The following is a 21,709-nucleotide window of genomic DNA, read 5'->3' on the forward strand; positions in this document are numbered from 1 at the left end:
TTATCTTGATATAGAGATTCTTGAAATGAAGAAAACTGGAACGCCTCTTTCAGATGTGCTGATCACGGCGTTGGCGCCGACGATCTGGGGCAGCACCTATTTCGTCACGACATCCTTTCTTCCGCACGGATATCCGCTGACGGTCGCCTTCCTGCGCGCTTTGCCGGCCGGGCTTCTGCTGCTTGCGATCGTCCGGCAGCTGCCGCGGGGGATGTGGTGGCTCCGCGCCTTCGTGCTCGGCGGCCTCAATTTTTCGTTCTTCTGGGCAATGCTGTTCGTGTCGGCCTATCGTCTGCCGGGTGGTGTTGCCGCGACCGTCGGGGCCATTCAGCCGCTCATCGTCATCCTGCTGTCGCGCATCTTCCTCGGCAGGCCGATCCACGCTCTTGCCGTCGGAGCCGGTGTGGTCGGGATGACAGGTGTGGCACGCCGATCGGGTCGAGCGCCGCATTGGGCGTGAGCACGAGAAGTGCTCGATGGCATTCGGCACGGTGCTGACGCGACGTTGGGTTCCGCCGGTGTCGAATCTGGCCTTTACCGCATGGCAGCTCACGGCCGGCGGCATCCTGCTCGCACCCGTCGCCTTCTTCTTCGAACCCGCGCTGCCGATGCCGACTACAGCCAATGTCCTGGGCATGGCCTATCTTGGCCTGATCGGCGCGGCCTTCACCTATCTGCTGTGGTTCCGAGGGCTCGCGCGCATCGAGCCCTCCGCTGCGGCCTCATTGGGCTTCCTGAGTCCGGTCACGGCCACCCTTCTCGGTTGGCTGGCTCTTGGACAAAGCCTGACGCCCGCGCAGCTCTTTGGCTTTGCGATGGTGCTCGCGAGCGTCTGGCTCAGTCAGCGTACGATGTCGGTCAGGCCCACTCGCCCTGACGCATCAGCGGAACGCGCGAGCCGCCCGGCCTGATCCCGTCGATATCGACCTGACCCGAGCCGATCATCCAGTCGATGTGGATCAGGCTCGAGTTGCCGCCCTGCGCCTTGATCTGCTCCTGCGTCAGGCTCGCGCCATTCACGAAGCACTTCGAATAGCACTGGCCGAGCGCGATGTGGCAGGAAGCGTTCTCGTCGAACAGCGTATTGTAGAAGAGAATACCGCTGGCCGAGATCGGCGAGGAATGCGGCACGAGCGCCACTTCGCCGAGCCGCCGCGCCCCGTCGTCGGTATCCAGCACCTTGTTCAGAACTTCTTCGCCACGCGAGGCCTTCGCCTCGACGATCCGGCCACCTTCGAAGCGAACCCGGATGTTGTCGATCAGCGTGCCCTGATGGGACAGCGGTTTGGTGCTCGAAACGTGGCCCTCGACCCTGAGCGCGTGCGGCGTCGTGAAGACCTCCTCGGTTGGAATGTTGGGATTGCAGGTGACGCCGTTCTTGGCGGTCGAAGAGCCGCCATGCCACTCGTGTCCATCGGCGAGCCCGACCGTCAGATCGGTGCCGGGTCCGCTGAAGTGTAGGGATGAGAAGCGCTCGCCATTCAGCCAGCTCGAGCGTTTGGCAAGGTTGGCATTGTGCTCGGCCCAGGCGGCGATCGGGTCTTCGACATCGACGCGTGATGCCGCAAAGATCGCCTTGGCGAGCTTGGCAACCGCGATGGCTTCCGGATCATCAGGAAAAACGAGCGCCGCCCATGAGGGGTTGGGGTAGGAGACGATGTTCCAGTTGATGTCGAAATTCGAGATCTTCTCCAGTGCCGGCTTGTAGGCGGTAGAGTTCGCCCGGTTGGCACGACCGACCTTTGCCGGATCCTGCTCCGAAAGCAGCATCGGATTGTCGCCTGAGACGGCAAGGCGGGCGGTGCCCTTGGCGTAAGCCTTGGCCATGCCGTCATAGAGCCAGTCGGAGGCCCTATCGAAGCTCTGATCGTTGCCATATCTGTAGCGCGCGAGCGTCGACTCCTCGTCGGAATAGAATGCCGTCACTAGTCCGGCACCCGCCATATAGGCATGCTTGGTAATCAGGCGCACGAGGGGCAGGGCGACGACCGGGGCCGTGATCACGAGGTCCTGGCCCGTTTGCAACTGCAGCCCGACCTTGACGGCCACCTCCGCCAGCTTTTCAAGCTTTACGGGATCGACTGAGGTCTGGCTTTGCGGCATGAAATTCATGATCGGTCACTCCTCGAACGAAACGGATTGGCCGGTAGACTTAGACCCCTTTGCGGCGAAATTGAAGCTCGCTTGTCGACCGATGGCAGCTCTTTGCCGCCATCGGCCCATACCCGGGATTAGGCAGCCGAGGCGGACGGTTGCTGCAACAGAACCGCGTCGTGACGTTTCAGGAAGGCCATCAGTCGGTCGGCATAGTCAGCTCCGACCGCGGCCTTTACGCTCGGCCTTTCGGACAACGCTTTCCGCCAGGCCCGGACGCGGGGAAGGCCGGCGAAGATGCCGCTGTCACCGAAGGTGTCGAAGACGTCGAAGTAGCGAAAGACCGGCGCAAACACGGCATCGACCAGGCTGAAGTCCGCCCCCGCGAAGTAGGGACCACCCTTCAATTCCGCTTCGATGGTCGCGAACTTTGATGCGAGCACTTGCCGTTTCGCCTCCAGTTGCGCGCGATCCTGTGTCGTCTCGTAGACCCAGAGATCGGAAAGGATCGAAGAGCCGAACTCCATCCAGCCGCGGTGGCGGGCGCGCGTCAGCGGGTCGGCCGGATGAAGGCGGCGGCCGTCCTGCGTCTCCTCCAGGTACTCGCAGATTACGCTGCTTTCGAAGAGCACGTCCTGACTGCCGTCGCTGCGACGGATGCAAAGCAGAGGCACCTTGCCGAGCGGCGATATCTCCAGGAACCAGCGTGGTTTGTCCGCGAGATCGATATTCACGCGCTCGAACGGCACTCCTTTTTCCGCAAGCGCGATCGCGGCGCGCTGCACGTAGGGGCAAAGGTGGTGGCTGACGAGCAGCAGAGCCGAACCCGATGCTTGAGGTGGCAAATGATCCATCGTGGCAATCTCCATTGTAGATGCAAGTGCATGTAATAGCTGTTGCGTCAGGATTCAAGGTAGATGTAAATGCATGTATGAGCGAAAAGACGAATAGAGCGACGCCATCCGATGCGGCGATCGATGCCTGGATCGGGCTGATGCGCGCGCAGCAGCGACTGCTCGGTCAGATCGAAGCGGATCTCAAGTCGGCCGGGCTCCCGCCGCTTGGTTGGTACGACGTGCTTTGGGAACTGGTGCGGTCGCCGCAGGGCAGGTTGCGGCCGTTCGAGATCGAAGAACGCACGCTGCTAGCCCAATACAATCTTTCGCGACTGATCGACCGCCTTGAGAAGGCGGGGCTGGTGCAGCGCCAGACCTTCGATCAGGACGGGCGCGGACGGTGGGTGGTCGTTACCGAGGAGGGGCGGGCGTTGCAGAAGCGCATGTGGACGGTCTATGCCAAGGCCATCGAGAACAACTTCGGCGCCAAGCTGAGCGAGGCCGATGCCGCGACGCTTGGCTCTCTGCTGGCACGCGTCAGCTGACTTCAGGCAATCAGGGGCGCCGCTGCGGCCTTCAGCGTCTTCAACGCGTCTTTCGGGTCAAGCCGAACCTGCAGGCCGCGTTGCCCGCCATTGATGTAGACCTGCGCCTCCGTCAGCGCAGCCTCCTCGATTGCCGTCGGGACGAGCTTCTTTTGTCCGAATGGGCTGATGCCGCCGACGTGGTAGCCGGTCAGGCGTTCGGCATCGGCGGGTTTCATCATGTTGGCGGACTTTCCGCCGAAGGCGCTTGCGAGCTTCTTCATGCTGACTTCACGATCGGAGGGAACGACGACGCAGACTGCCTTGCCGTCGACCTCCGCCATCAGCGTCTTCAACACGCGATGCGGCTCCTCCCCAAGCGCTTCCGCAGCCTGCAGGCCGACGCGCTCCGCATTTGGATCGTAGTCGTAGGTATGGACCGTGAAGGCAATCCCGGCCTTGCTGAGAACCTGCGTGGCGCGCGTGGTTTTGGACATTGATCAGGCCTTGAAGAAGCTGCCGTAGATCTCGGGCTTGAAGCCGATGAGCAACTTGCCGTTTGCCTCGACAACCGGCCGCTTGATCATCGATGGCTGCTCCAGCATCAGCGCGATCGCCTTGCCCTCGTCGAGATTTTCGCGCTCGGCCTCGGGCAGCTTGCGAAAGGTCGTGCCGGCCCGGTTGAGCACGGTTTCCCAACCGGCTTCCTTCGTCCATGCCTGCAGGTGGGCGCGATCGATTCCGACGGCCTTGTAGTCATGGAACTGGTAGGCGACGTCATGCTCTTCCAGCCAGGTTCTGGCCTTCTTCATGGTGTCGCAGTTCTTGATGCCGTAAATGGTGACGGTCACTTAGTCCTCCAGCGTTCCGGGTTTGCGCATCGCCTTGCTGGCGGTCTTGCAAGCAATCTTCATAAGGTCGGCGCGGCGGCGAACCAGTCGCTCGGAGTTGCGCGTCACGATCAGGCCGGCCTGCGGCGCGCGAATCTCGATGCTGCCGTCAGCCATGCCGGGGCGGGTGATCAACGTGGCAAGCACATCGCCTTCGCCAATCCATTCGCCGATATTGCGATGGAAGAGGACCGTGCCGGCCTCCGGCGCACGGACCATCTCGATATTGTCGAGCGGCACGGCGGGACCATCGAAGGCGGGCAGCGAGATGGCGGCGTCGATCGCGCCCCGGCTCGCCAGAAATTTCCACAATCCCTCCGCATCTTTCATCGCGATGTCGGGATAGACATCGCGCCGGCCGCGAAGCTCGACTGTTACGGACAGCTTGCCGGGCAGCCGCGATTGCTTCTCCGGCGTCTCGTATTTCCAGGCAAAGCCGACGGCCTCCTCGAAGGCGGAACTCTCGCCATCGGACAGAAGTACGGCTTCCATCCCCATCGCTGATGCAAGATCGGCCGCCTCCGGCCAGAACGCCTCGTCGATATAGGCATATTGGAGCGATTCATCATCGCAATGCAGATCGATCACCAGATCGCAGCCGAGCGCCATATGCAGCAGCTGGCGCTTCAGTTTGTCGACGGCCGAGCGGCGCTCGATGTCCTCAAGCAACCCGTCGCGATCCTTCACCGAGATCAGCGGAAACTCCCTGTTGAAATTGGTGCGCGATCCAAGATCGAAACGGCCCTGAAGCTCGCCGAAATGCGACTGGGCCGCGCCGATCGGATTGGCATGCGGGACGACGATGATGTCGCTCTTGATCTGGCTGGCACTTTCCGACTGCCGCAGTTTCTCGCACAGGAAATGGACCAATGCCGTACCCGGCAGCTCGTTGGCGTGCAGGGCCGCCTGAATGTAGACTTTCGGCGCCTTCGGGTCGCTGCCCTTGAAACGAAGAACCGGCAAACGCCACTCGATACCCGCCGTGTCGCCGGCAATAATGATCTCGGACGTGTTCATGTCGTTCTCCGCTTTCATGCCTTGTCGCAGGAGCTTTAAGCGAGTTCGATAGGCTGAGGCAAGGTGCTATCGGCGCGCATGAAGCGGCCAGCGCCCCAGTTCTTGGTAGCCCGCTTGGCCCCGGCGATTGTGGAGCAGAACGAATTCGCGTGCAGCCATCACGACTGGCTTCTGCAAGGCGATCCGCGGCACCACGTCCCTGTCATAGAGCAGTGTGGCGTGCGGCTGAAAGTTCGGGTTCAGATTGGCGTCTACACCCAATCGGTGCATCTCGATCGCGATCTGCACATGCAGCTGCCGCAGCAGTTCCCGCCCGCCATTGCCGGCAAGCACGATCGCGTTGTTCTGCGGCAGCAGGAAGGTGATGACATGATCGAAGACCAACTCGAATTGACAGGCTTCGATGGCCGCTCCGGTCCGGCGTGCCGCCGCAATCATCGTCGCGGGAATGCGGGAGCTCTTGCCGACACAATAGAGCGAGACCTGGACGACCGCCGGCGGCCGTAGCGATGCGAGGGGAAGGTAATCCTGCTGCAGCCACTGCTGGATCGCCACGCATTCGTCGAGCGATTGCGCGTCTGGCAATATCGCAAAGAAAAGACTCTCCCTGTCGAAGCGCGATGGCTGTTGGCGCGTCTTCGGCGAAGCGAAATTCAAAGATGCCTGCAAGCTCTCGTGCATGATCGGCTCCTGGGCAACGGCCCGTTCCTCATTCGTCACGGAAGACAGGGATACTAACTTAGACCTTGAATGATGAGAACAAAAAGAGAACATACATGCAAATGGTTGACGCCTGAAACCTCGGCTGGGCAAGAAACGGGTTGAATTCAGGCTGTCGCGGCACGATCTTCGGAGTGACCCAGCAGGGAGGCAATGACCCATGCAACAGGCCATGCACTATCTGATTTTCAAAACGGCTGGCGGCTTCTGCGGTATCGCCTGGAATGATGTTGGCATCACGCGGTTTCAGCTGCCGACGTCGAGTGCAGAGGCAACCGAACGGCTGCTCCTGCGCCGCATTCCCGGTGCTGAGCCGGCGACGCCGCCGTCTGCCGTCGCCGAGGCAGTCGCGGCCGTGAAGCGCTATTTCAGCGGAGAGCCCACGGATTTCTCAACCGTGAAGGTTGATCTTGCTGGTCAGGATGCGTTCTTCAAGCAAGTCTATGACGCCGCACGCCAGATCGGCTGGGGTAAAACGACCACCTATGGTGCTCTTGCGAAGCAGCTTGGCGCAGGTCCCGAGGCCGCCCGCGACGTCGGCCAGGCGATGGCGAAAAATCCCGTTGCGCTGATTATCCCCTGCCATCGTGTTCTGGCCGCCGGAAACAAGATCGGCGGTTTCTCCGCTCCAGGCGGATCATCGTCCAAGCAGAGGATGCTTGAACTCGAAGGGGTGAGCCTAGCACCGCCGAAGCCCACCCAGCAGTCGCTCGATTTCTGATCGAAATTGCCGGACGGTCTTGATCTCGAACGGGGCCATCATTCTCTCTCCAGAGCGCCGCAGGCCTCAAAGAGGATCGATCGCACCCAGCGGTGGCCCGGATCACGATGCGTGCGCTCGTGCCACACCGCGAGCTTGGTGAAGCCGGGGATATCGACTGGAGGTTCAAACGTAACGAGGCCGTCGCCGTCCGACACCAGCCGGCGGGGAACGACGGCAATCAGATCGGTTCTACGCAGCACCTCGGCGAGCGCCATGAAACTGTTGACTGAAAGCACGACGCGGCGCGCTCTTCCGACCTTCGTCAGAGCGTCGTCGGTCGCGCCCCGAAATTGCTGACCACTGTAAGAGACGAGCGCATGATCGAGTTCGCAGAAGCGATCGAGTGTTAGAGGCGCGCTCCGTACGTCGGGATGATCGGTCCGCAGCGCGCAAACGTAGCGCTCGTCGAATAAACCCCGGGCGTGAAGGTCAGGCGGCGCCTCCTCTGGCGTAATCAACGCCAGATCAACATCCCCGCTTTCGAATTGAGCTTGGATGCGATCGTTGTCGGCTGAACGTATGGCAACGCGAATACCGGGCGCTCTCAGCCGCAACTGCGCCAGAAATGGGACCACGACAGCGACGAGCGCGTAGTCACTGGCCGCGACCGCCACGGTAAAATCCGCCAACGACGGCTCAAAGACGGAGGGTTGGAACAGCCTTTCGACATCGGCGAGAATCTGTTTAAGCGGTCCCATGAGTTGCGTTGCCCGCAAAGTCGGTACGATGCCACGCTGCGCACGCACGAACAGGGGGTCTTCAAAGCTCTCGCGGAGCCGCGTCAGCATGCCGCTCACGGCCGGCTGCGTGAGGCCAAGTCGCTGCGCGGCCTTGGTCACGCTGCGCTCGTCGAGCAGCGCATCGAGGGTCCTTAGTAAGTTCAGATCTAGCGTTCTGATATCTTTCATTCTTATGGCTGTGATCAGAAATATCGATTTGCCTTATGTCTGCACAGCGGCGATCTAAACGCAAGAACCAATGTGTGCAAAGTCGCCCGCAGCGGCACACCATAAGCAAAGGATATACGATGAATGAGATCATCTGGCCCGAGGGTTACATGCCCGGCTTCAGTAGCAATTTCGCGTCCAATGAAGTTATCGTAGCGGGATTGAGTGCGGCTGAGGTGTGGCCGCTCCTGAGCAACGCTCCTCTATGGCCGACCTATTATGCCAACTCAGCTAACATCCGCTTCCATCGTGGCAACGGCCCTGAGTTGGTAAACGGTGTCCGCTTTTATTTCGAGACTTTTGGCTTCCCGGTGGAAGCGGAGGTGGTCGAGTATGAGCTGCCCGCTGCCGGTCGTCCGGGGCGAGTTGCCTGGCACGGTTGGGCAGGCGAAGGCGATACGCGCCTTGACGTGCATCACGCCTGGCTGATCGAGGATCTGTCCGGCGGCCGGGTACGCATTCTCACCCAGGAAACCCAGAACGGAAAACCGGCTGAGGATCTCGCGAAAACAAGGCCTAATCCGATGATCAATGGTCATCAGGATTGGCTGGACGGCTTGGTAGATGCCGCCCGCCAGAAGGCCCGGAAGGGCGCGGACCGCACCGCGGTAGCGGCAAGATCGCCTTGAGTTGACGTCCTTCCTACTAGTTGGTAGGAATCAATCATGAGAAACCCACAAACCAAGGCTGATGACATTCTTCGCTGTGCGCGCTCCCTGATTATCAGGGGCGGCTACAACAGTTTTAGCTACGCCGATATTTCCAGTGTGGTGGGCATTCGCAATGCGAGCATTCACCACCATTTTCCCAGCAAATCAGATCTGGTCCGCAAACTGGTTGCACAGTATCGGGAGGAGGCTGAAGCCGGGATCGCCGAACTGGAACGAAATGTCTCCGATCCGCTTGAACTACTTCGCGCCTACGTCGGCTATTGGGAGAGGTGTATCGCTGACGCGTCTCACCCCTTCTGTGTCTGCGCCTTGCTCGCCAGCGAGATCCCTGTTCTTCCCGAAGCAGTCGTTCTTGAAGTGCGCGCGTATTTTCGGACGCTCTCGGACTGGCTCACCTCCGTCTTGGAGCGCGGCGCCGCACAAGGCCGCCTCGCGCTGACCGGGACCGCCAGGGCCAACGCTGAAATGTTCATGGCCACCGTGCATGGCGCGATGCTTTCGGCGCGCACGTACGGCGATGCCGGGACTTTTGGCGCAATAACTCGTCCCCTACTGGAGCGCATCGCGGCCTAAAGATTGGAACTTCGCCACGGAGGCAGACGCATGACCTAGGTGCCTACCAACTAGTAGATAGACAACACTGCGCTCCCATTTGTTGGCGGCAGTCTGCCCGCCCACGCCGTCCTCTTGGATGAGAAAGGCAATCTCTTATGTTCGGAATTTCTCCGCTTGGCTGGATCCATACACTCGGAAGCCTGCCAGCCATTCCTGTGGCCTTTTACATGTTTGCCCGTCATGGTCGAATTGTTCCCCGATCCATGGTGGGCGCCGTCTATTTTGTTTCGATGCTTATCGGCGCCGCAACGGTCTTCCTCGTGGCACGTCAGCCGGTCAGCTACGGCATCGGTACCCTGACCATCCTGCTCCTGGTTGCAGGCTACGGGATCGAACTTATTCTGGGTTCGGCGCGCATAGCCAGATACATCGAAACCATCTGCCTGAGCCTCAGCGCGTTTCTTCTGATCGTGCCGACCGTTAGCGAGACCCTGCGCCGTGTTCCGGACGGCCACCCCTTGGTTACCGACTTGAAATCGCCGCTGCTTCTCGGCGCTCAGGGAGGCCTGTTGGCTGTTCTCGTAGTCGGCTTGACCGCCCAAATCATCTACCTGGTAAGGCAGCCCAAGACCGCCGCGAACTAGTCGCAGCCATATCGCCCGCGGCAGCAGCTCTCTCTAGCAGTTACCACGGGCGAACAGCCGAACGCGCACCACCGTGAGTGACGTATCCTTGTCGTATCGAGTAGAAACTTCGCTCACTTGGTCACGGCAGGATATTTCGAGGCGTGAGGCAGACACACCTAGGCAGCGGCTGCCGTTTCGCTCTTTGCGGCAGCCCTTCGGAAGCCGTCCCGCTGTGTGATTCTGCCGAGATATTCCAGGAACGCGTGGTGCTTCGGGAGTGTCTCTAGCCCAAGGCCCCAGCCGATATGCGATCCGATGTAGACGTCGGCTGCCGTGAACCGATTTCCGGCGATGAAGGGCTTCGAGCGCACCGCGCGCTCGAGTTCGTTGACGGTGCGTTCATAGCTGCCGTACCCGAAAAAGAACTCCTGTTCTGGCGCGGGAGCGAAGCCAGCCCGATGATTGGTCACAGCCTGTTCCAGCGGTCCTGCCGCAAAAAACATCCACCGGTAATAGTCTGCCCGCTCGTCCGAGGTCGGAGCCAATCCCGCGTTCGGGAAGGTCTCGGCGAGGTACGCGACGATAGCGGCGCTCTCGGTGACGACCCGGCCGCCGTGGACGATCGCGGGTACCTTGCCTATCGGATTCACTTCGGTGAAGAAGCGGCCGCGTTGGCTGGAAGCGTCGTCCGGGCGCGCAAGCGCCGCGCCGCCCCATCGGTCCGCCGCGCTGGAGCGCTCGTAGTCGAGGAGAACGGTGTCGTAAGCGCACCCTACCTCTTCGAGCATCCATTGAACGATACGGCCGCGGGAATTGGGATTGGTGTAAAATGTCAGTGGCATCGTGCATCTCCTGAAAATTGGATTTTCCGCTTGCTTGCCGCGGCTGGGTATTCGGCGGGCTCGCAAGCTCATGGAGTGGAAAATAAAGATCTGGCCGCGCGACCGCATCAGCACGGAGTGCCAAATTACTTGCAAAATGTGCCAAAGTGCCTGAGTGTCGCTTCGGCGGACGCCCTCCCTTACATCCTTGGTCGGCACGTCTGTCCCGTATCACGGCAGCGGCCGAGTCCCTCTCGTTCATCGGTATACGAGGCAGGATTGACTATTGGGCTCCTGAGGAAGACAATCGAAGGTTGCTCTTGTTGAATGGGGTAATGATGATAAGTTGTTCGTGCGGATCGTTGCACGCTATCCCAAGCGTTCTGGCGCGCCGTTGAGCTTCAAGGCCTGCGTCCGACGGCCGTGCTGAGGCAATTACGCCTTCCCGTGACACTTCATCACGATTCCGCGGCGACCATCACCACGGCGCAGATTTCGCGATTTGGCGAGCCATCGAAGCGCTGTCCGGAGATGCGGGCGTTGGCATCAAAATGGTTCGAGAGACCAGCGCTGCAACCCACAAGCTCGCATTCCTCGCTGCTTCGTATGCGGAGAGCTATCGCGAGCCCGGCTCGTGCGGTTCAAACTGCTTTGCAGTCCAGATGAACTGCACTCCGACGAGGGGAACGGCCGCGCTGTTTTCACGATAGAGTGGCCGCCTGGCACGCTCCTGGGATATCGAGATGTGAATTCCTTCTATCGTGCTTTCAAGGAATGGACCGGTACAACACCGATGCGATGGCGGCAGATGGGAGTTCCAAGGCTAAGCATTTAACGCATGTCGTACAAAAGTGTGCAGCGGTTTTGCGATCACGCATGCTTTAGGATCCGGACCTGGATGCCGAACAAAGTGTGTTAAACAGCCGTCGAAACTGCTCTATTGCCGCTGTTTGTACCCTCATTCCCACTCGATGGTGCCGGGCGGTTTCGAGGTGACGTCGTAGACGACACGATTGATGCCGCGCACCTCGTTGATGATGCGGGTCGCGGCGCGGCCGAGGAACTCCATGTCGTAGTGGTAGAAATCGGCGGTCATGCCGTCGACCGAGGTCACGGCGCGGAGCGCACAGACGAACTCGTAGGTGCGCCCGTCGCCCATGACACCGACGGTCTGGACCGGCAGCAGCACGGCGAATGCCTGCCAGATCGCGTCGTAGAGACCGGCCTTGCGTATTTCGTCGAGATAGATGGCGTCGGCTTCGCGGAGAATCTCCAGCTTTTCGCGGGTGATGCCACCCGGGCAGCGGATCGCGAGACCCGGGCCGGGGAAGGGGTGGCGGCCGATGAAACTGTCGGGTAGGCCAAGTTCCTTGCCGAGCACGCGCACTTCGTCCTTGAAGAGCTCGCGCAGCGGCTCGACGAGTTGCATGTTCATGCGCTCCGGCAGGCCGCCGACATTGTGGTGCGACTTGATCGTCACCGACGGGCCGCCCGTGAAGGAAACGCTTTCGATCACGTCGGGATAGAGCGTGCCCTGGCCAAGGAAGTCGGCGCCGCCAAGCTTCTTGGCTTCTTCCTCAAAGGTCTCGATGAACAGGCGGCCGATGATCTTGCGCTTCGTTTCGGGATCGGAAACACCTTCGAGCTCGCCGATGAACTTGTCCGAAGCGTCGACGTGGATCAGGTGCAGATTGTAGTGTTCGCGGAACATGGCGACGACGCTGGCCGCCTCGTCCTTGCGCATCAGGCCGTGATCGACAAGCACGCAGGTCAGCCTGTCGCCGATGGCTTCGTGGATCAGCAGCGCTGCAACGGAGCTGTCGACGCCACCCGAAAGGGCGCAGAGCACGCGCTTGTCGCCGACCTGCTCACGGATCGCTTCGACCGCCTTCTGGCGATAAGCCGACATCGACCAGTCGCCCTTGATGCCGGCGATGTTGTGAATGAAGTTGGCAATCAGCTTGGCACCGTCAGGCGTGTGAACGACTTCCGGGTGGAACTGCACGCCGTAATATTTGCGCTTCTCGTCGGCGATGAAGGCATAGGGTGCGTTCGGCGAGGTCGCGACGACCTCGAAACCTTCGGGGAGCGCTGTCACGCGGTCGCCGTGGCTCATCCAGACCTGATGGCGCGAGCCCTTCGACCACAGGCCTTCGAACAACGCGCTGTCTTCGTCGACTTCGAGGAAGGCGCGGCCAAATTCGCGGTGATGGCCACTCTCGACCTTGCCGCCGAGCTGCATGCACATCGTCTGCTGGCCGTAGCAGATGCCGAAAACGGGCAGGCCGCTGTCGAAGATGATCTGGGGTGCGCGGGGCGAGCCTTCATCGACCGTGGAGGCTGGGCTGCCGGACAGGATCACTGCCTTGGGTTGCAGGCGCTTGAAGCCGTCTTCGGCGGACTGGAAGGGAACGATCTCGCAATAGACACCCGTTTCGCGCACGCGGCGTGCGATCAGCTGGGTTACCTGGCTGCCGAAATCGACGATGAGGACGCTGTCTGGATGTGCTGTCTGGGTCATGGCGAGCCTTTAATGAAAAGCACCCGGTCTTGCAATGCGCGAAATCCTCGGCTGGAGGATTTTATTGTGCTGATTGTCCCTGTTTCTCAAGGCTTAGAACCAGAATACGCCGTCCTCCAGCGCCGTAAACAGGCTGTCGACGGCATAAGACAGCTTGCGGTCGATGACGTGCAGGTATTCCGTCCAACCGGAAATGTGCTGCAGTTCCTCCGCGCCGTCGGAGATCCCGCGTAGGCCGATCAGCGGCAGCTTGTAGGCCTGGCAGGTGCGCAATATTGCGAAGGTCTCCATATCGACCATGTCGGCGGCAATGCCGTTATAGGCCTGCCCGGACACGACATTACCGCCGGTGGACAGGCTCGCCTCCGGAATGCCGGGGATTCTGAGCGGCAGATCGACGATGGCCGGCAGGTCAAGGAACGGCGTGCGTCCCTTCTCGAAGCCCAGTGGCGATGCATCCATGTCGCGATAGGATACCGACGTGGCCTGATAGACTTCGGTCTGTTCGAGCTTTGCCGAGCCGGCCGAGCCGAGCGACACGACGAGATCAGGCAACTCGCCGGCCTGCTCCAATCGCGCCAGCGCCCGCGTGAGAACGATGGCCGCCTCGACCGGACCGACGCCTGTCATCAGCGGCTCGAAGCGAGAGCGCAGGAACGGGCCATACTCGGCCTCCGCCGCCATCACGAAGAGAATGGACTTGCCGGCGACCGACTTCAGCTCAAACTTCATCCCGAAATGCCCTCTCTGCCACGGATGATCATCATGGTGCTTGTCATGGAAGCAATCAGTTTCGCCGGTCCGTCGCCGATCGCATAGCCGCGCCCGTCCGCGACGATGATGTTCGATCCCGGCTTGGTGATCTCGCCTCGAAAGAGGAAGCGGTCGCCACGGCCCGGCGACAGCAGATTGACCTTGAATTCGATCGTCAGAATGGATGCCTCGGCGTCAATGACGCTATAGGCGGCAAAACCGCAGGCAGAATCGAGGGCGGCGGAAATCACGCCGGCATGCAGAATTCCGTGCTGCTGGGTGAGCTTGACGTCGAACGGCAGTTCGATCTCGACCATCGCCCGCTCGACGCGGGTCAATTCGGCCCCCAGGGTATGCAGCGCCGCCTGGCGGGCGAAATTCTGGCGGATTCGCTCGTGGAAATCGCCGCTGTCATTGTCAGTCATCGTCGCGCCTTTCTTGCGAGCGCGAAAGTGGCATGGTGCGCCGCGTCAGACAAGCGGTTCGCGGAAATCAGTTGAAAGAGCGCTCTCGCGTCGTCGCTACTGGCTGTCGTTTGCGGGCCCGTGCCAGCGCCGGGCGTAAAGATTGGATTCAGTCTTTTTTGGTAAATCTCCGTTAGCCATTGCTTTTCGATGGGTCCCCGGCGGCAGCGAATCTGTCGTCGATAGTTGTTTTGCGTGCGGGTTCTTATGCGTCTATCGGCTACGCCAGCTTTCTTCCTTGCCTGCCTCGCGTTGTCGGGCTGCACGTCCAGTTTGGGACCGGACAGCCTCGTTGCAGGAGTGCCATCGCGGGAGACGACCAGCTCGGTAGCGCGCCCAAGCGCGCCCGTGCCGGCAACGGCTGTGCCGTCGGCTGATGTCGCAGAGACGCCAGCGCCAGCCCCGCCGCGACAGGCGGAATTGGCCTGGGCCGGCCCGGTACCTCAGCCGCAAGCCTTTACGCCGCAGGCGGGCGTTGCCGCTGCGCCGATGCCTTTGGAAAGGCCGGCTGCTTCAGTGACGCCGGCCGTATTGGCGCCAGCAGAACCTGAAATTGACGAGGAGCCGCCGACCCGTTCGCGGATCTACAATCATCGCTTCCGCGACGTCAAACCGATCAATTTCGGCTCTTCGTCGCCCAGAAAGCTCGCCGTCCATGGCGTCGATGTTTCGCGCTGGCAGGGCGACATCGACTGGCAGAAGCTGAGAACGCAGGGCGCGAACTTCGTCTACATCAAGGCGACCGACGGCGGCGATCACCTCGATCCGATGTTCCGGAAGAACTGGCGGGACGCCAAGCAGGCCGGGATAAAGCGCGGCGCCTATCACTTTTTCTATTGGTGCCGCACGGCGGGCGAACAGGCGGACTGGTTCATCCGCAACGTTCCCCGGGAAGCCGGGGCCTTGCCACCGGTCATCGACGTCGAATGGAACGGCGAGTCCAGCTGCAAGCGGCGAGTCTCCCCCGAGAAGGTTCGCGAGAAGATGCAGGTCTTCATGGACAAGCTTGAGCAGCACTATGGTCAGCGACCGATCATTTACACGGCGCCTGACTTCTACCGTGACAACCTCAAGGGCGCCTTCCTGAACTATCCTTTCTGGCTGCGTTCGGTTGCGGCGCACCCGTCGAAGGTTTATCCCGGACGCCGGTGGGTATTCTGGCAGTATTCGGGCTCCGGCATCTCGCATGGCGTCGATGGACGGATCGACCTGAATGTCTTCCACGGCAGCGAAGACGACTGGCACGACTGGGTCGCCAGATCAAACTGAGACGCTGCCGGTCCCGCCCGCGAGAGACAATCGGGAGGTCCGCCATGGCAGAAGTTGTGCTGTTTCACCACGCGCTTGGATTGACGCAAGGCGTTATCGCCCTTGCAGAAGACCTGCGGGCCGCAGGGCACGTCGTCCATGCACCTGACTTGTTTGTCGGCCGGGTGTTCGACACTTTGGACCAGGGCGTGCAGCATGCTCAGGAGATTGGGTTTGGCGAGATTATCCAACGCGGAGCCCGCGCCGTGGATGGGCTTGCGAGTGAGCTCGTTTACGTCGGTCTTTCGCTGGGAGTCCTCCCGGCACAATATTTGGCTCAGGCACGCGCCGGCGCGCGGGGCGCGGTCTTTCTTCACGCCTGTTTGCCGCGTTCGGAGTTCGGCTCGGCCTGGCCGAAGGACCTGCCTGCCCAGATCCATGCAATGGACGCTGACCCGTTCTTCGTTGGAGACGGTGATATCGCGGCGGCGAAGGCGCTGGTTGCCGAGTCGGCTGACGTCCGGCTTTTCCTCTATCCCGGCGATGCGCACCTCTTTTCCGACCGGTCGCTCGCGGCTTTTGATCCTGCCGCGGCAGCCGTTCTTGAACGGCGATTGCTCGACTTTCTCGCCAGTAGATAGCGGTTCGACCCTGTCGCGGTTTAGGCTGCGCCTCAGTTCAAATAGACGATCGAGGCATTGAGCAAGGTCGCGAAGCCGACCCAGCCTGCATAAGGTACGAAAAGCAGTGCGGCGGTGCGATCCGAATTCCAGCGGTTTGCAGCAAAGGCGAGGATCAGTGCCAGCAACAGGACGATGACGACCAGCGAGGCCGACAACATCCGCAAGCCGAAGAAGAACGGTGACCATAAAAAATTGAACACCATCTGCCAGGCCCAGATGAGCATGCCGACCGAGAGGTGCCCACGCAACCACGTTCGCGCGCCCGCGATACCAATCAAAACGTAGAGGGCGAGCCAGACAGGTCCGAATATCCAATCAGGCGGATTGAACGGCGGCTTGGCGAGAGATTGGTACCATTCCGTCGGTAGATTGTTGACGCCGATGGCGAGCCCCCCGCCCAGCGTGACGGCGATGAAGACGACGTAGGTCAGGGCTTTGCTCATCCGCTGGAGATAGGGCGGCGGCCCCCTCCAACCAGATCGCTAGCGATCTTTTGCGCACAATTCAGATGGCCGCAATGCGGACGATATGCTGGTCCCAGGCAACGTCGCTCCGCGTCGACAAAAACTCGCCTTCATAGGACGACACGGCAAAGTCGGACTTGGCTGCAGCAATCCCCGCAGCGTCAGGCACGATCTCTTCGCGGAGCACTCGGCCGGTCCTCGCGTCGATCGTCACGGAGGCTCCGCCCTTGGGCGAGGTGACGCCGACCAATCCTTCGGCCCGCTTGATCGCGATCGCGCCGACATAGTTGGCAAGCCGACGCGTCGTCTCTTCGGGCAGATCGACGAAGCGCAGGTCTTCTCCTTTCGCAAAGGAGCCGACGAGAGGCGGCAGATCGTTGCGGTGCCCCTCATATTGGCAGGCAAACCAGATGCGGCCGCTCGCATCGACATCGACGTGTCGGGTGGAGAGCTGCGCCCACTGCGATGGCAGAGAGTGCTTTTCGATCAGACTTCCCGTGGCCGCATCGATCAGCGTCAACGACGGCTGCATATTGGATAGATTGAGCTTCGTGCGGCCGAAATCCGGATGTGTTTCAATGCCGCCATTGGCAACGATCAGCATGCGCCCATTGTCGGATACCGTCATGTCATGCGGACCCACACCGTAGGTCTCGAACTCTCCGATCCGCTCAAAGCGGCTCGTCGCGTCGTAAAGGCCGATCACGCCGCGATTGGCGTCGAAGGCGTTCTCGCTGGCATAGAGGAGGCGGCCGTCCGGCGAAAAGGCGCCATGGCCATAGAAGTGGCGTCCCTCGGTGGCGGCAATGGCGATGGGCTCCCTCTTGCCGCGAGGGTCGAAGATCATTGCATAGGTGCCGGGGCGACGAGCAAATGCGACCGTTCTTCCGGTCTTTTGACTGAAGGCCATGCCATGCGCTCGTGCCGGAAGCGCGACTTGGTCGATGATTTCGCCGCGCTCCGAGACTGTGGCAATGGCATAGGTTCCGTTTGCCGTTCGCATACCAGATGCATAGACAGCATCCGCCCGCTCCAATGCCATAAGCGCTCGCGGCTGAAGCGTGGCCAGGAAGGTCAGCCCGGCGGCCTTCACGAAACTGCGCCGGTCGATCGCCGAACTATTCCACATGGCTTCAATCGCCGTCGGAGAAGGAGAAGCCGGCCGACAGGCCGATCGCCGAGCCGTAGTCATCGCTGATCTTCGTGATCAGTTCGCGCGTGCCGACGAGAAGCGCATCGAGCTTTTCTTTCTCGGCGGCGCTTGTCGCGGCGTCGATATCCGGGTTGAGCTTCGGCACCGTTTCCAGCAGCGACTTGAAGCTGCCATCGATCGCGTCGGCGACCGGCTTCTTGTCGGCAGGCAGGAGTTCAGCCATGCCGGCTTTTTGCCAGAGTGTCCGCAATCCCTCCAGGTTCGCCGCCATCGACTTCCAGGTGTTCTTCGAGCGCCAGTAAATCGCCATGTGCGGACGCGGCGGGGTGTCCTTGCCCTTGTAGAACTGCTCGAGCCGCTGATCGCGGACGGTCTCGGCGCCGTGGACGAGGATCCCAAGCAGCGCTGTCACCGCCTCCTTGTTGTCCATAAAGTCGGCGCTCTGCGGGCCCGGGTGTTTCCAGCTTGCCTGCACGCCGTCAGGCTTTTCCCAAGCCGCGACGACCTCGCCGGCCTCGCGCTGGATATTGCCCGCGACCGCCGCGCCATAGAGGCACCGGAAGCTGTTCTTCTGCGTGGTCAGATCTTCGGCATCGGTGCCATAGAGCACGTATTCAAGCGCGGTTAGCCCCTGCAGCGCCACGCTCTTTCCGGCAATCGCGTCGACCGTCGTGTCCTTGGGATCGGCCTTGGCGATCAAGGCCTGAACCTGCTTCAGACCGACACCCTTGCGATCGGGATAAAACAGGATGTGCTCGAAAAGATTGTCCTGGATAACCGGCCCTGTCTGAACGATTTCGATGACCGACCAATAGCGGACCGTGTCATCGAAAGCCGACCTCGCCTTGTCGAGCTTCTGCTGGGTCGCGTCGTCGCAGAGGTCCTTCATCGCCGTCGTCAGGCGCGCGGCCGATTGCTGGGCATTGCGATAGCCGGGGCGGATCACCTCATCGACTGCCCGCTGCATCACCGCTGATACCGCCTCCTCGTTCAAGCCGGCTTGCGGTGCAGGGGTCTGTGCGGCAGCGGAGGTGGCAAGGGCAAGGGAAAGAAGAAGAGGTTGCCAAAGGCGCATCAAAGGGACTCCAGGAATGTAATCAGTGCCTGCCGGTCATCCTTCGGCAGGGATGCGAAAGCGTCACGCGCCTTTTGGGCCTCGCCGCCATGCCAGAGAATCGCTTCGGTGAGATTTCTGGCGCGGCCGTCGTGGAGGAAAAAGCTGTGCCCGCTGACAGTCTGGGTCAGACCTATACCCCATAGCGGCGGCGTGCGCCATTCACCTCCGTTCGCGCTGCCGACTTGTTGTCCATCCGCAAGACCGTCGCCCATGTCGTGCAGCAGGAAGTCGGAATAGGGCCAGATCAGCTGGAAGGATTGGGCCTTGTCGGCGCTGTCGCGGCGCGTGACGAACTTCGGCACGTGGCAGGAAATGCAGCCGCTTTCATAGAAGATCTTCTTGCCCTGCAGGGTCTCCGGGAAACTTGCCTTTCGCCGGGCAGGGACGGCGAGGTTGGCGGAATAGAAGGTAACGAGGTCGAGGATCGGCCCGGGCGCCTCCTCCTTGCCAAGCCGTTTCTGCACACCCGTCGGCATCTCCCGGCACTTGGCTTCGGCCTTTGTGCAATCGCCGTAGGGGTCGGGTCGGTCCGGCGTCGAAATAGCGATATCGCTGGAGAAGGCATCCGCGCTCTGGTCGCGCACGCTTGCATTCTGCGCCTTCCAGCCGAAGCGACCGAGCGCAATCTTGCCGGTGCGGTGGTCGCGCACGATCGCGGCCTTGCCGTGGATGCCGTCCCCGTTCGTATCTTCCGGATCGGCGTGAGCCAGGATGTCCGCCTCGGGAATGGCCTCGATCAGGCCGAGCCCGATCATCGCGGGCGCAACACGCGGCGAGATCGTTGTTGCCGGGTCGAGCGGCCCATAGCCGAGGTCGGTCACCTCGTATGTCGGGCGGCGCAGCGAGACCGTCTCGCCGTCGCCAAACGTCACAGGCTCCTCGGTGTAGCGGATCGCCATCTTGCCTTCGGAGGGAAGGCCCGGAACCGCAAGATCCTGCAACTGGTGGCCATAGACCGGGTCTGGGAAGTTGATGATCTCAGCGTTGGCGATCGCACGCTTCTCGTCAGGCGTTGTCGCCCGGCGCGCGAGGCGCAGGAACATCGAGGTGGCACTGACGCCGCCTTCCGGCGGCTTCCCGCGACCGTCGTTCAAGTGGCAGCTCATGCAGGAGCGGGCATTGAAGAGCGGCCCCAGGCCGTCCGAGGCCTGTGTCGAGGACGGAGCGGAGACCCAAAGCTTCTTGAAGAGCGCATTTCCGAGCCGGAACGGCTGCTCTTCCTCAAACGGGATCGTCGCCGAGATATGCGAAAAGGAGTCTTCGGTGACCGGATCGATGGACGTCGCACCACCGGCCTGCATCGCTTCGTATTGCTCGGCCTTGGAAAAATCGGTGGTCGGTCGCGTCACATCGGCGACGCGTCTCATATCCGCGTCGGAAAGGTCGGTTCGCCGTGTCGGAAGATCGAAACCGGAGGCCAGAGCGACAGAAAATCCGGCAATCGCGGCGCAGAATGTTGCGCTACTGAGAAGACGACGAACCGGTCTGGGAGGCATGCTGGATTCGGGCCGCTCCGTTGAACGAAGCGGCCCGCCTTTTCACTTATTGGAAGACCGCGCTAGGATTATCCAAGCTGTCGGAACCTTCAAGCTTCACCGTGCCGAGATCGAGTGCGGCAATAACACGCTGCACGGTCTTGGTCTGGTCGATGAGGCCATCGATGGCAGCCTGAACGACGGCGTTGCCCTTCTTGTTGCCTTCGCCGATCATCTGGTCGTACTTCTCGACGTTCTGACCGCGCTTCGCCATGACTTGCATGGCGTCGAGCGTCTTCTTCAGCTTCGCCTGCATTTCCTTGTCGAGCTTCTTGTCCTTGGCTGCGACGAGATCATGCAGCGACGGACCCGTCATCTTCGTGCCGTCGACGCGGGTGTAGTCTCCGGTATAAGCGGCAGCGATGCCGATCGCGTCGTTGAGGTGCGAGTTGTAGGTGTTGTCGGAGAAGCAATCATGCTCTTCTTCCGGATCGTGCAGCAGCAGGCCGAGCTTCATGCGTTCGCCGGCCAGTTCGCCGTAAGAGAGCGAGCCCATGCCGGTCAGGATGGCAACGAGACCGGTCTTCGAATCGGCTTGGACGTGCTTGGTGGCTTCGCCGTCCGGAGCCCAGTTGTTGGTCATTTCCTGAAGGTCGGACACCAGCAGCGTCGAAGCGGACTTCAGATACTCCGCACGGCGATCGCAATTGCCGTGCGTGCAATTCTTGAGATCGTAGTCGGTGGCGGGACGGTTGCCGGCACCGGGACCGGTACCGTTCAGATCCTGGCCCCAGAGCAGGAATTCGATGGCATGGTAGCCCGTCGCGACGTTGGCTTCGACACCGCCGGCTTCGGCCAGCGTACCGGACAGGAATTCGGGCGTCAGCTTGGATGCGTCAACATCCTTGCCGTCGATCTTGATCGTCTTGTTGGCGATGACATTGGCGACGTAGAGCGAGTTTTCGTCGCTCTCGGTGCCGTAGGACGGATCGACGTAATCGATCAGGCCTTCGTCGAGCGGCCATGCGTTGACCTTGCCTTCCCAGTCGTCGACGATCGGGTTGCCGAAGCGGTAAACTTCCGTCTGCTGGTAAGGCACGCGTGCCTTGATCCAGGCAGCGCGAGCAGCTTTCAGCGTTTCATCGGTCGGGTTCTTGAGCAGGGCGTCGATGGCTGCGTCGAGAGCCTTGGCCGTCGTCAGCGAGTCTTCGTACTTGGCATGCGCAACGTCGGTGTAATGCTTGACGACTGCAGCAGCGTCCGGTGCCGCGTAGGCGGGAATGGCGAGCAGAGCGGTTGGGGCCACCGCCAGCGCCACGGCTGCGCAGACATTCTTGTTGAGTTTCATGATCCTCTCCTGTGCGGAG

At 61.1% G+C, this 21,709-nt stretch carries 24 protein-coding genes and 1 pseudogene; 9 read left to right on the forward strand and 16 right to left on the reverse strand.

Going from position 1 to position 21,709, the window contains the following annotated elements:
* Positions 1 to 25 precede the first annotated feature (25 nt).
* Positions 26 to 911 (forward strand): annotated as a pseudogene (locus NBG89_RS18345) (EamA family transporter).
* On the opposite strand, the gene NBG89_RS18350 reads toward NBG89_RS18345, so the two are convergent.
* Entirely contained in the window at positions 859 to 2,112 is a 1,254-nt protein-coding gene (locus tag NBG89_RS18350) for an aminopeptidase (RefSeq protein WP_431321114.1), read from the reverse strand. The pseudogene NBG89_RS18345 and the gene NBG89_RS18350 overlap by 53 nt on opposite strands.
* A 119-nt stretch (positions 2,113 to 2,231) precedes the next feature.
* Positions 2,232 to 2,948 carry a glutathione S-transferase family protein gene (locus NBG89_RS18355; RefSeq protein ID WP_431321115.1) on the reverse strand — a complete coding sequence of 239 codons (717 nt, stop codon included), beginning with the start codon at positions 2,946 to 2,948 and terminating at the stop codon, positions 2,232 to 2,234.
* 20 nt (positions 2,949 to 2,968) lie between these two features.
* Here NBG89_RS18355 and NBG89_RS18360 point away from each other — a divergent pair, with 20 nt between their 5' ends.
* Positions 2,969 to 3,475 carry a MarR family winged helix-turn-helix transcriptional regulator gene (locus NBG89_RS18360; RefSeq protein ID WP_431321116.1) on the forward strand — a complete coding sequence of 169 codons (507 nt, stop codon included), beginning with the start codon at positions 2,969 to 2,971 and terminating at the stop codon, positions 3,473 to 3,475.
* Between the two features lie 2 nt (positions 3,476 to 3,477).
* Here NBG89_RS18360 and ybaK read toward each other — a convergent pair whose 3' ends face one another.
* The 4 genes from ybaK to NBG89_RS18380 all read right to left on the reverse strand — a co-directional run bounded on the left by ybaK (position 3,478) and on the right by NBG89_RS18380 (position 6,042).
* Complete coding sequence (ybaK, locus tag NBG89_RS18365) at positions 3,478 to 3,951, reverse strand: Cys-tRNA(Pro) deacylase (RefSeq protein ID WP_431321117.1); 474 nt, start codon at positions 3,949 to 3,951, stop codon at positions 3,478 to 3,480.
* A gap of 3 nt (positions 3,952 to 3,954) precedes the next feature.
* The gene (locus tag NBG89_RS18370) at positions 3,955 to 4,305 is read right to left on the reverse strand and encodes an ArsC family reductase (RefSeq protein WP_431321118.1); all 351 of its coding nucleotides are present in this window, start codon (positions 4,303 to 4,305) and stop codon (positions 3,955 to 3,957) included.
* Positions 4,306 to 5,361, reverse strand: coding sequence for a M14 family zinc carboxypeptidase (locus NBG89_RS18375; protein WP_431321119.1), 1,056 nt, complete (start codon positions 5,359 to 5,361; stop codon positions 4,306 to 4,308).
* A 66-nt stretch (positions 5,362 to 5,427) separates the two neighbouring features.
* Positions 5,428 to 6,042, reverse strand: a complete 615-nt coding sequence (locus NBG89_RS18380; RefSeq protein WP_431321120.1) for a 2'-5' RNA ligase family protein — start codon at positions 6,040 to 6,042, stop codon at positions 5,428 to 5,430.
* Positions 6,043 to 6,241: 199 nt separating this feature from the next.
* Between NBG89_RS18380 and NBG89_RS18385 the strand changes: the two genes are divergently transcribed.
* Complete coding sequence (locus NBG89_RS18385; RefSeq protein WP_431321121.1) at positions 6,242 to 6,802, forward strand: methylated-DNA--[protein]-cysteine S-methyltransferase; 561 nt, start codon at positions 6,242 to 6,244, stop codon at positions 6,800 to 6,802.
* Between the two features lie 38 nt (positions 6,803 to 6,840).
* Here the strand turns inward: NBG89_RS18385 and NBG89_RS18390 are convergent, their stop codons facing one another.
* The gene (locus NBG89_RS18390) at positions 6,841 to 7,752 is read right to left on the reverse strand and encodes a LysR family transcriptional regulator (protein ID WP_431321122.1); all 912 of its coding nucleotides are present in this window, start codon (positions 7,750 to 7,752) and stop codon (positions 6,841 to 6,843) included.
* Positions 7,753 to 7,871: 119 nt separating this feature from the next.
* Here NBG89_RS18390 and NBG89_RS18395 point away from each other — a divergent pair, with 119 nt between their 5' ends.
* From NBG89_RS18395 to NBG89_RS18405, 3 genes are all read left to right on the forward strand, one after another.
* Positions 7,872 to 8,420 carry a hypothetical protein gene (locus tag NBG89_RS18395; RefSeq protein WP_431321123.1) on the forward strand — a complete coding sequence of 183 codons (549 nt, stop codon included), beginning with the start codon at positions 7,872 to 7,874 and terminating at the stop codon, positions 8,418 to 8,420.
* Between the two features lie 36 nt (positions 8,421 to 8,456).
* Entirely contained in the window at positions 8,457 to 9,035 is a 579-nt protein-coding gene (locus tag NBG89_RS18400; protein WP_431321124.1) for a TetR/AcrR family transcriptional regulator, read from the forward strand.
* A 137-nt stretch (positions 9,036 to 9,172) separates the two neighbouring features.
* Positions 9,173 to 9,661 carry a hypothetical protein gene (locus NBG89_RS18405; RefSeq protein WP_431321125.1) on the forward strand — a complete coding sequence of 163 codons (489 nt, stop codon included), beginning with the start codon at positions 9,173 to 9,175 and terminating at the stop codon, positions 9,659 to 9,661.
* Positions 9,662 to 9,819: 158 nt separating this feature from the next.
* Here NBG89_RS18405 and NBG89_RS18410 read toward each other — a convergent pair whose 3' ends face one another.
* The gene (locus tag NBG89_RS18410) at positions 9,820 to 10,485 is read right to left on the reverse strand and encodes a glutathione S-transferase family protein (protein WP_431321126.1); all 666 of its coding nucleotides are present in this window, start codon (positions 10,483 to 10,485) and stop codon (positions 9,820 to 9,822) included.
* Positions 10,486 to 11,209: 724 nt separating this feature from the next.
* Here NBG89_RS18410 and NBG89_RS18415 point away from each other — a divergent pair.
* Complete coding sequence (locus NBG89_RS18415) at positions 11,210 to 11,299, forward strand: hypothetical protein (RefSeq protein WP_431322735.1); 90 nt, start codon at positions 11,210 to 11,212, stop codon at positions 11,297 to 11,299.
* 123 nt (positions 11,300 to 11,422) lie between these two features.
* Here the strand turns inward: NBG89_RS18415 and guaA are convergent, their stop codons facing one another.
* From guaA to NBG89_RS18430, 3 genes are all read right to left on the reverse strand, one after another.
* Positions 11,423 to 12,985, reverse strand: a complete 1,563-nt coding sequence (guaA, locus tag NBG89_RS18420) for a glutamine-hydrolyzing GMP synthase (RefSeq protein ID WP_431321127.1) — start codon at positions 12,983 to 12,985, stop codon at positions 11,423 to 11,425.
* A gap of 93 nt (positions 12,986 to 13,078) precedes the next feature.
* Positions 13,079 to 13,717 (reverse strand): 5'-methylthioadenosine/S-adenosylhomocysteine nucleosidase, encoded by a 639-nt coding sequence (locus NBG89_RS18425; protein WP_431321128.1) that lies wholly within the window; start codon positions 13,715 to 13,717, stop codon positions 13,079 to 13,081.
* Positions 13,714 to 14,163 carry a PaaI family thioesterase gene (locus tag NBG89_RS18430; RefSeq protein WP_088691069.1) on the reverse strand — a complete coding sequence of 150 codons (450 nt, stop codon included), beginning with the start codon at positions 14,161 to 14,163 and terminating at the stop codon, positions 13,714 to 13,716. Before NBG89_RS18430 ends, NBG89_RS18425 begins: the two co-directional genes overlap by 4 nt.
* A gap of 246 nt (positions 14,164 to 14,409) precedes the next feature.
* Between NBG89_RS18430 and NBG89_RS18435 the strand changes: the two genes are divergently transcribed.
* Both NBG89_RS18435 and NBG89_RS18440 read left to right on the forward strand, forming a co-directional pair.
* Complete coding sequence (locus NBG89_RS18435) at positions 14,410 to 15,471, forward strand: GH25 family lysozyme (RefSeq protein WP_431321129.1); 1,062 nt, start codon at positions 14,410 to 14,412, stop codon at positions 15,469 to 15,471.
* Between the two features lie 44 nt (positions 15,472 to 15,515).
* Positions 15,516 to 16,091, forward strand: a complete 576-nt coding sequence (locus tag NBG89_RS18440) for a dienelactone hydrolase family protein (protein WP_431321130.1) — start codon at positions 15,516 to 15,518, stop codon at positions 16,089 to 16,091.
* Positions 16,092 to 16,123: 32 nt separating this feature from the next.
* Here NBG89_RS18440 and NBG89_RS18445 read toward each other — a convergent pair whose 3' ends face one another.
* The 5 genes from NBG89_RS18445 to NBG89_RS18465 form a co-directional block, all read right to left on the reverse strand.
* The gene (locus NBG89_RS18445) at positions 16,124 to 16,576 is read right to left on the reverse strand and encodes a TspO/MBR family protein (RefSeq protein WP_431321131.1); all 453 of its coding nucleotides are present in this window, start codon (positions 16,574 to 16,576) and stop codon (positions 16,124 to 16,126) included.
* A 61-nt stretch (positions 16,577 to 16,637) separates the two neighbouring features.
* On the reverse strand, positions 16,638 to 17,726 hold the full coding sequence (locus tag NBG89_RS18450; RefSeq protein ID WP_431321132.1) for a DUF1513 domain-containing protein: 1,089 nt from the start codon (positions 17,724 to 17,726) through the stop codon (positions 16,638 to 16,640).
* A 4-nt stretch (positions 17,727 to 17,730) separates the two neighbouring features.
* On the reverse strand, positions 17,731 to 18,825 hold the full coding sequence (locus tag NBG89_RS18455) for an imelysin family protein (protein WP_431321133.1): 1,095 nt from the start codon (positions 18,823 to 18,825) through the stop codon (positions 17,731 to 17,733).
* Entirely contained in the window at positions 18,825 to 20,363 is a 1,539-nt protein-coding gene (locus NBG89_RS18460; RefSeq protein ID WP_431321134.1) for a di-heme oxidoredictase family protein, read from the reverse strand. Before NBG89_RS18460 ends, NBG89_RS18455 begins: the two co-directional genes overlap by 1 nt.
* A gap of 46 nt (positions 20,364 to 20,409) precedes the next feature.
* Positions 20,410 to 21,690: an imelysin family protein gene (locus NBG89_RS18465; protein ID WP_431321135.1), complete on the reverse strand. Its 1,281-nt coding sequence runs from the start codon at positions 21,688 to 21,690 to the stop codon at positions 20,410 to 20,412.
* Between the last annotated feature and the right edge of the window lie 19 nt (positions 21,691 to 21,709).

It is taken from the genome of Rhizobium sp. YTU87027, assembly GCF_050644135.1.
Lineage (GTDB): Bacteria > Pseudomonadota > Alphaproteobacteria > Rhizobiales > Rhizobiaceae > Rhizobium.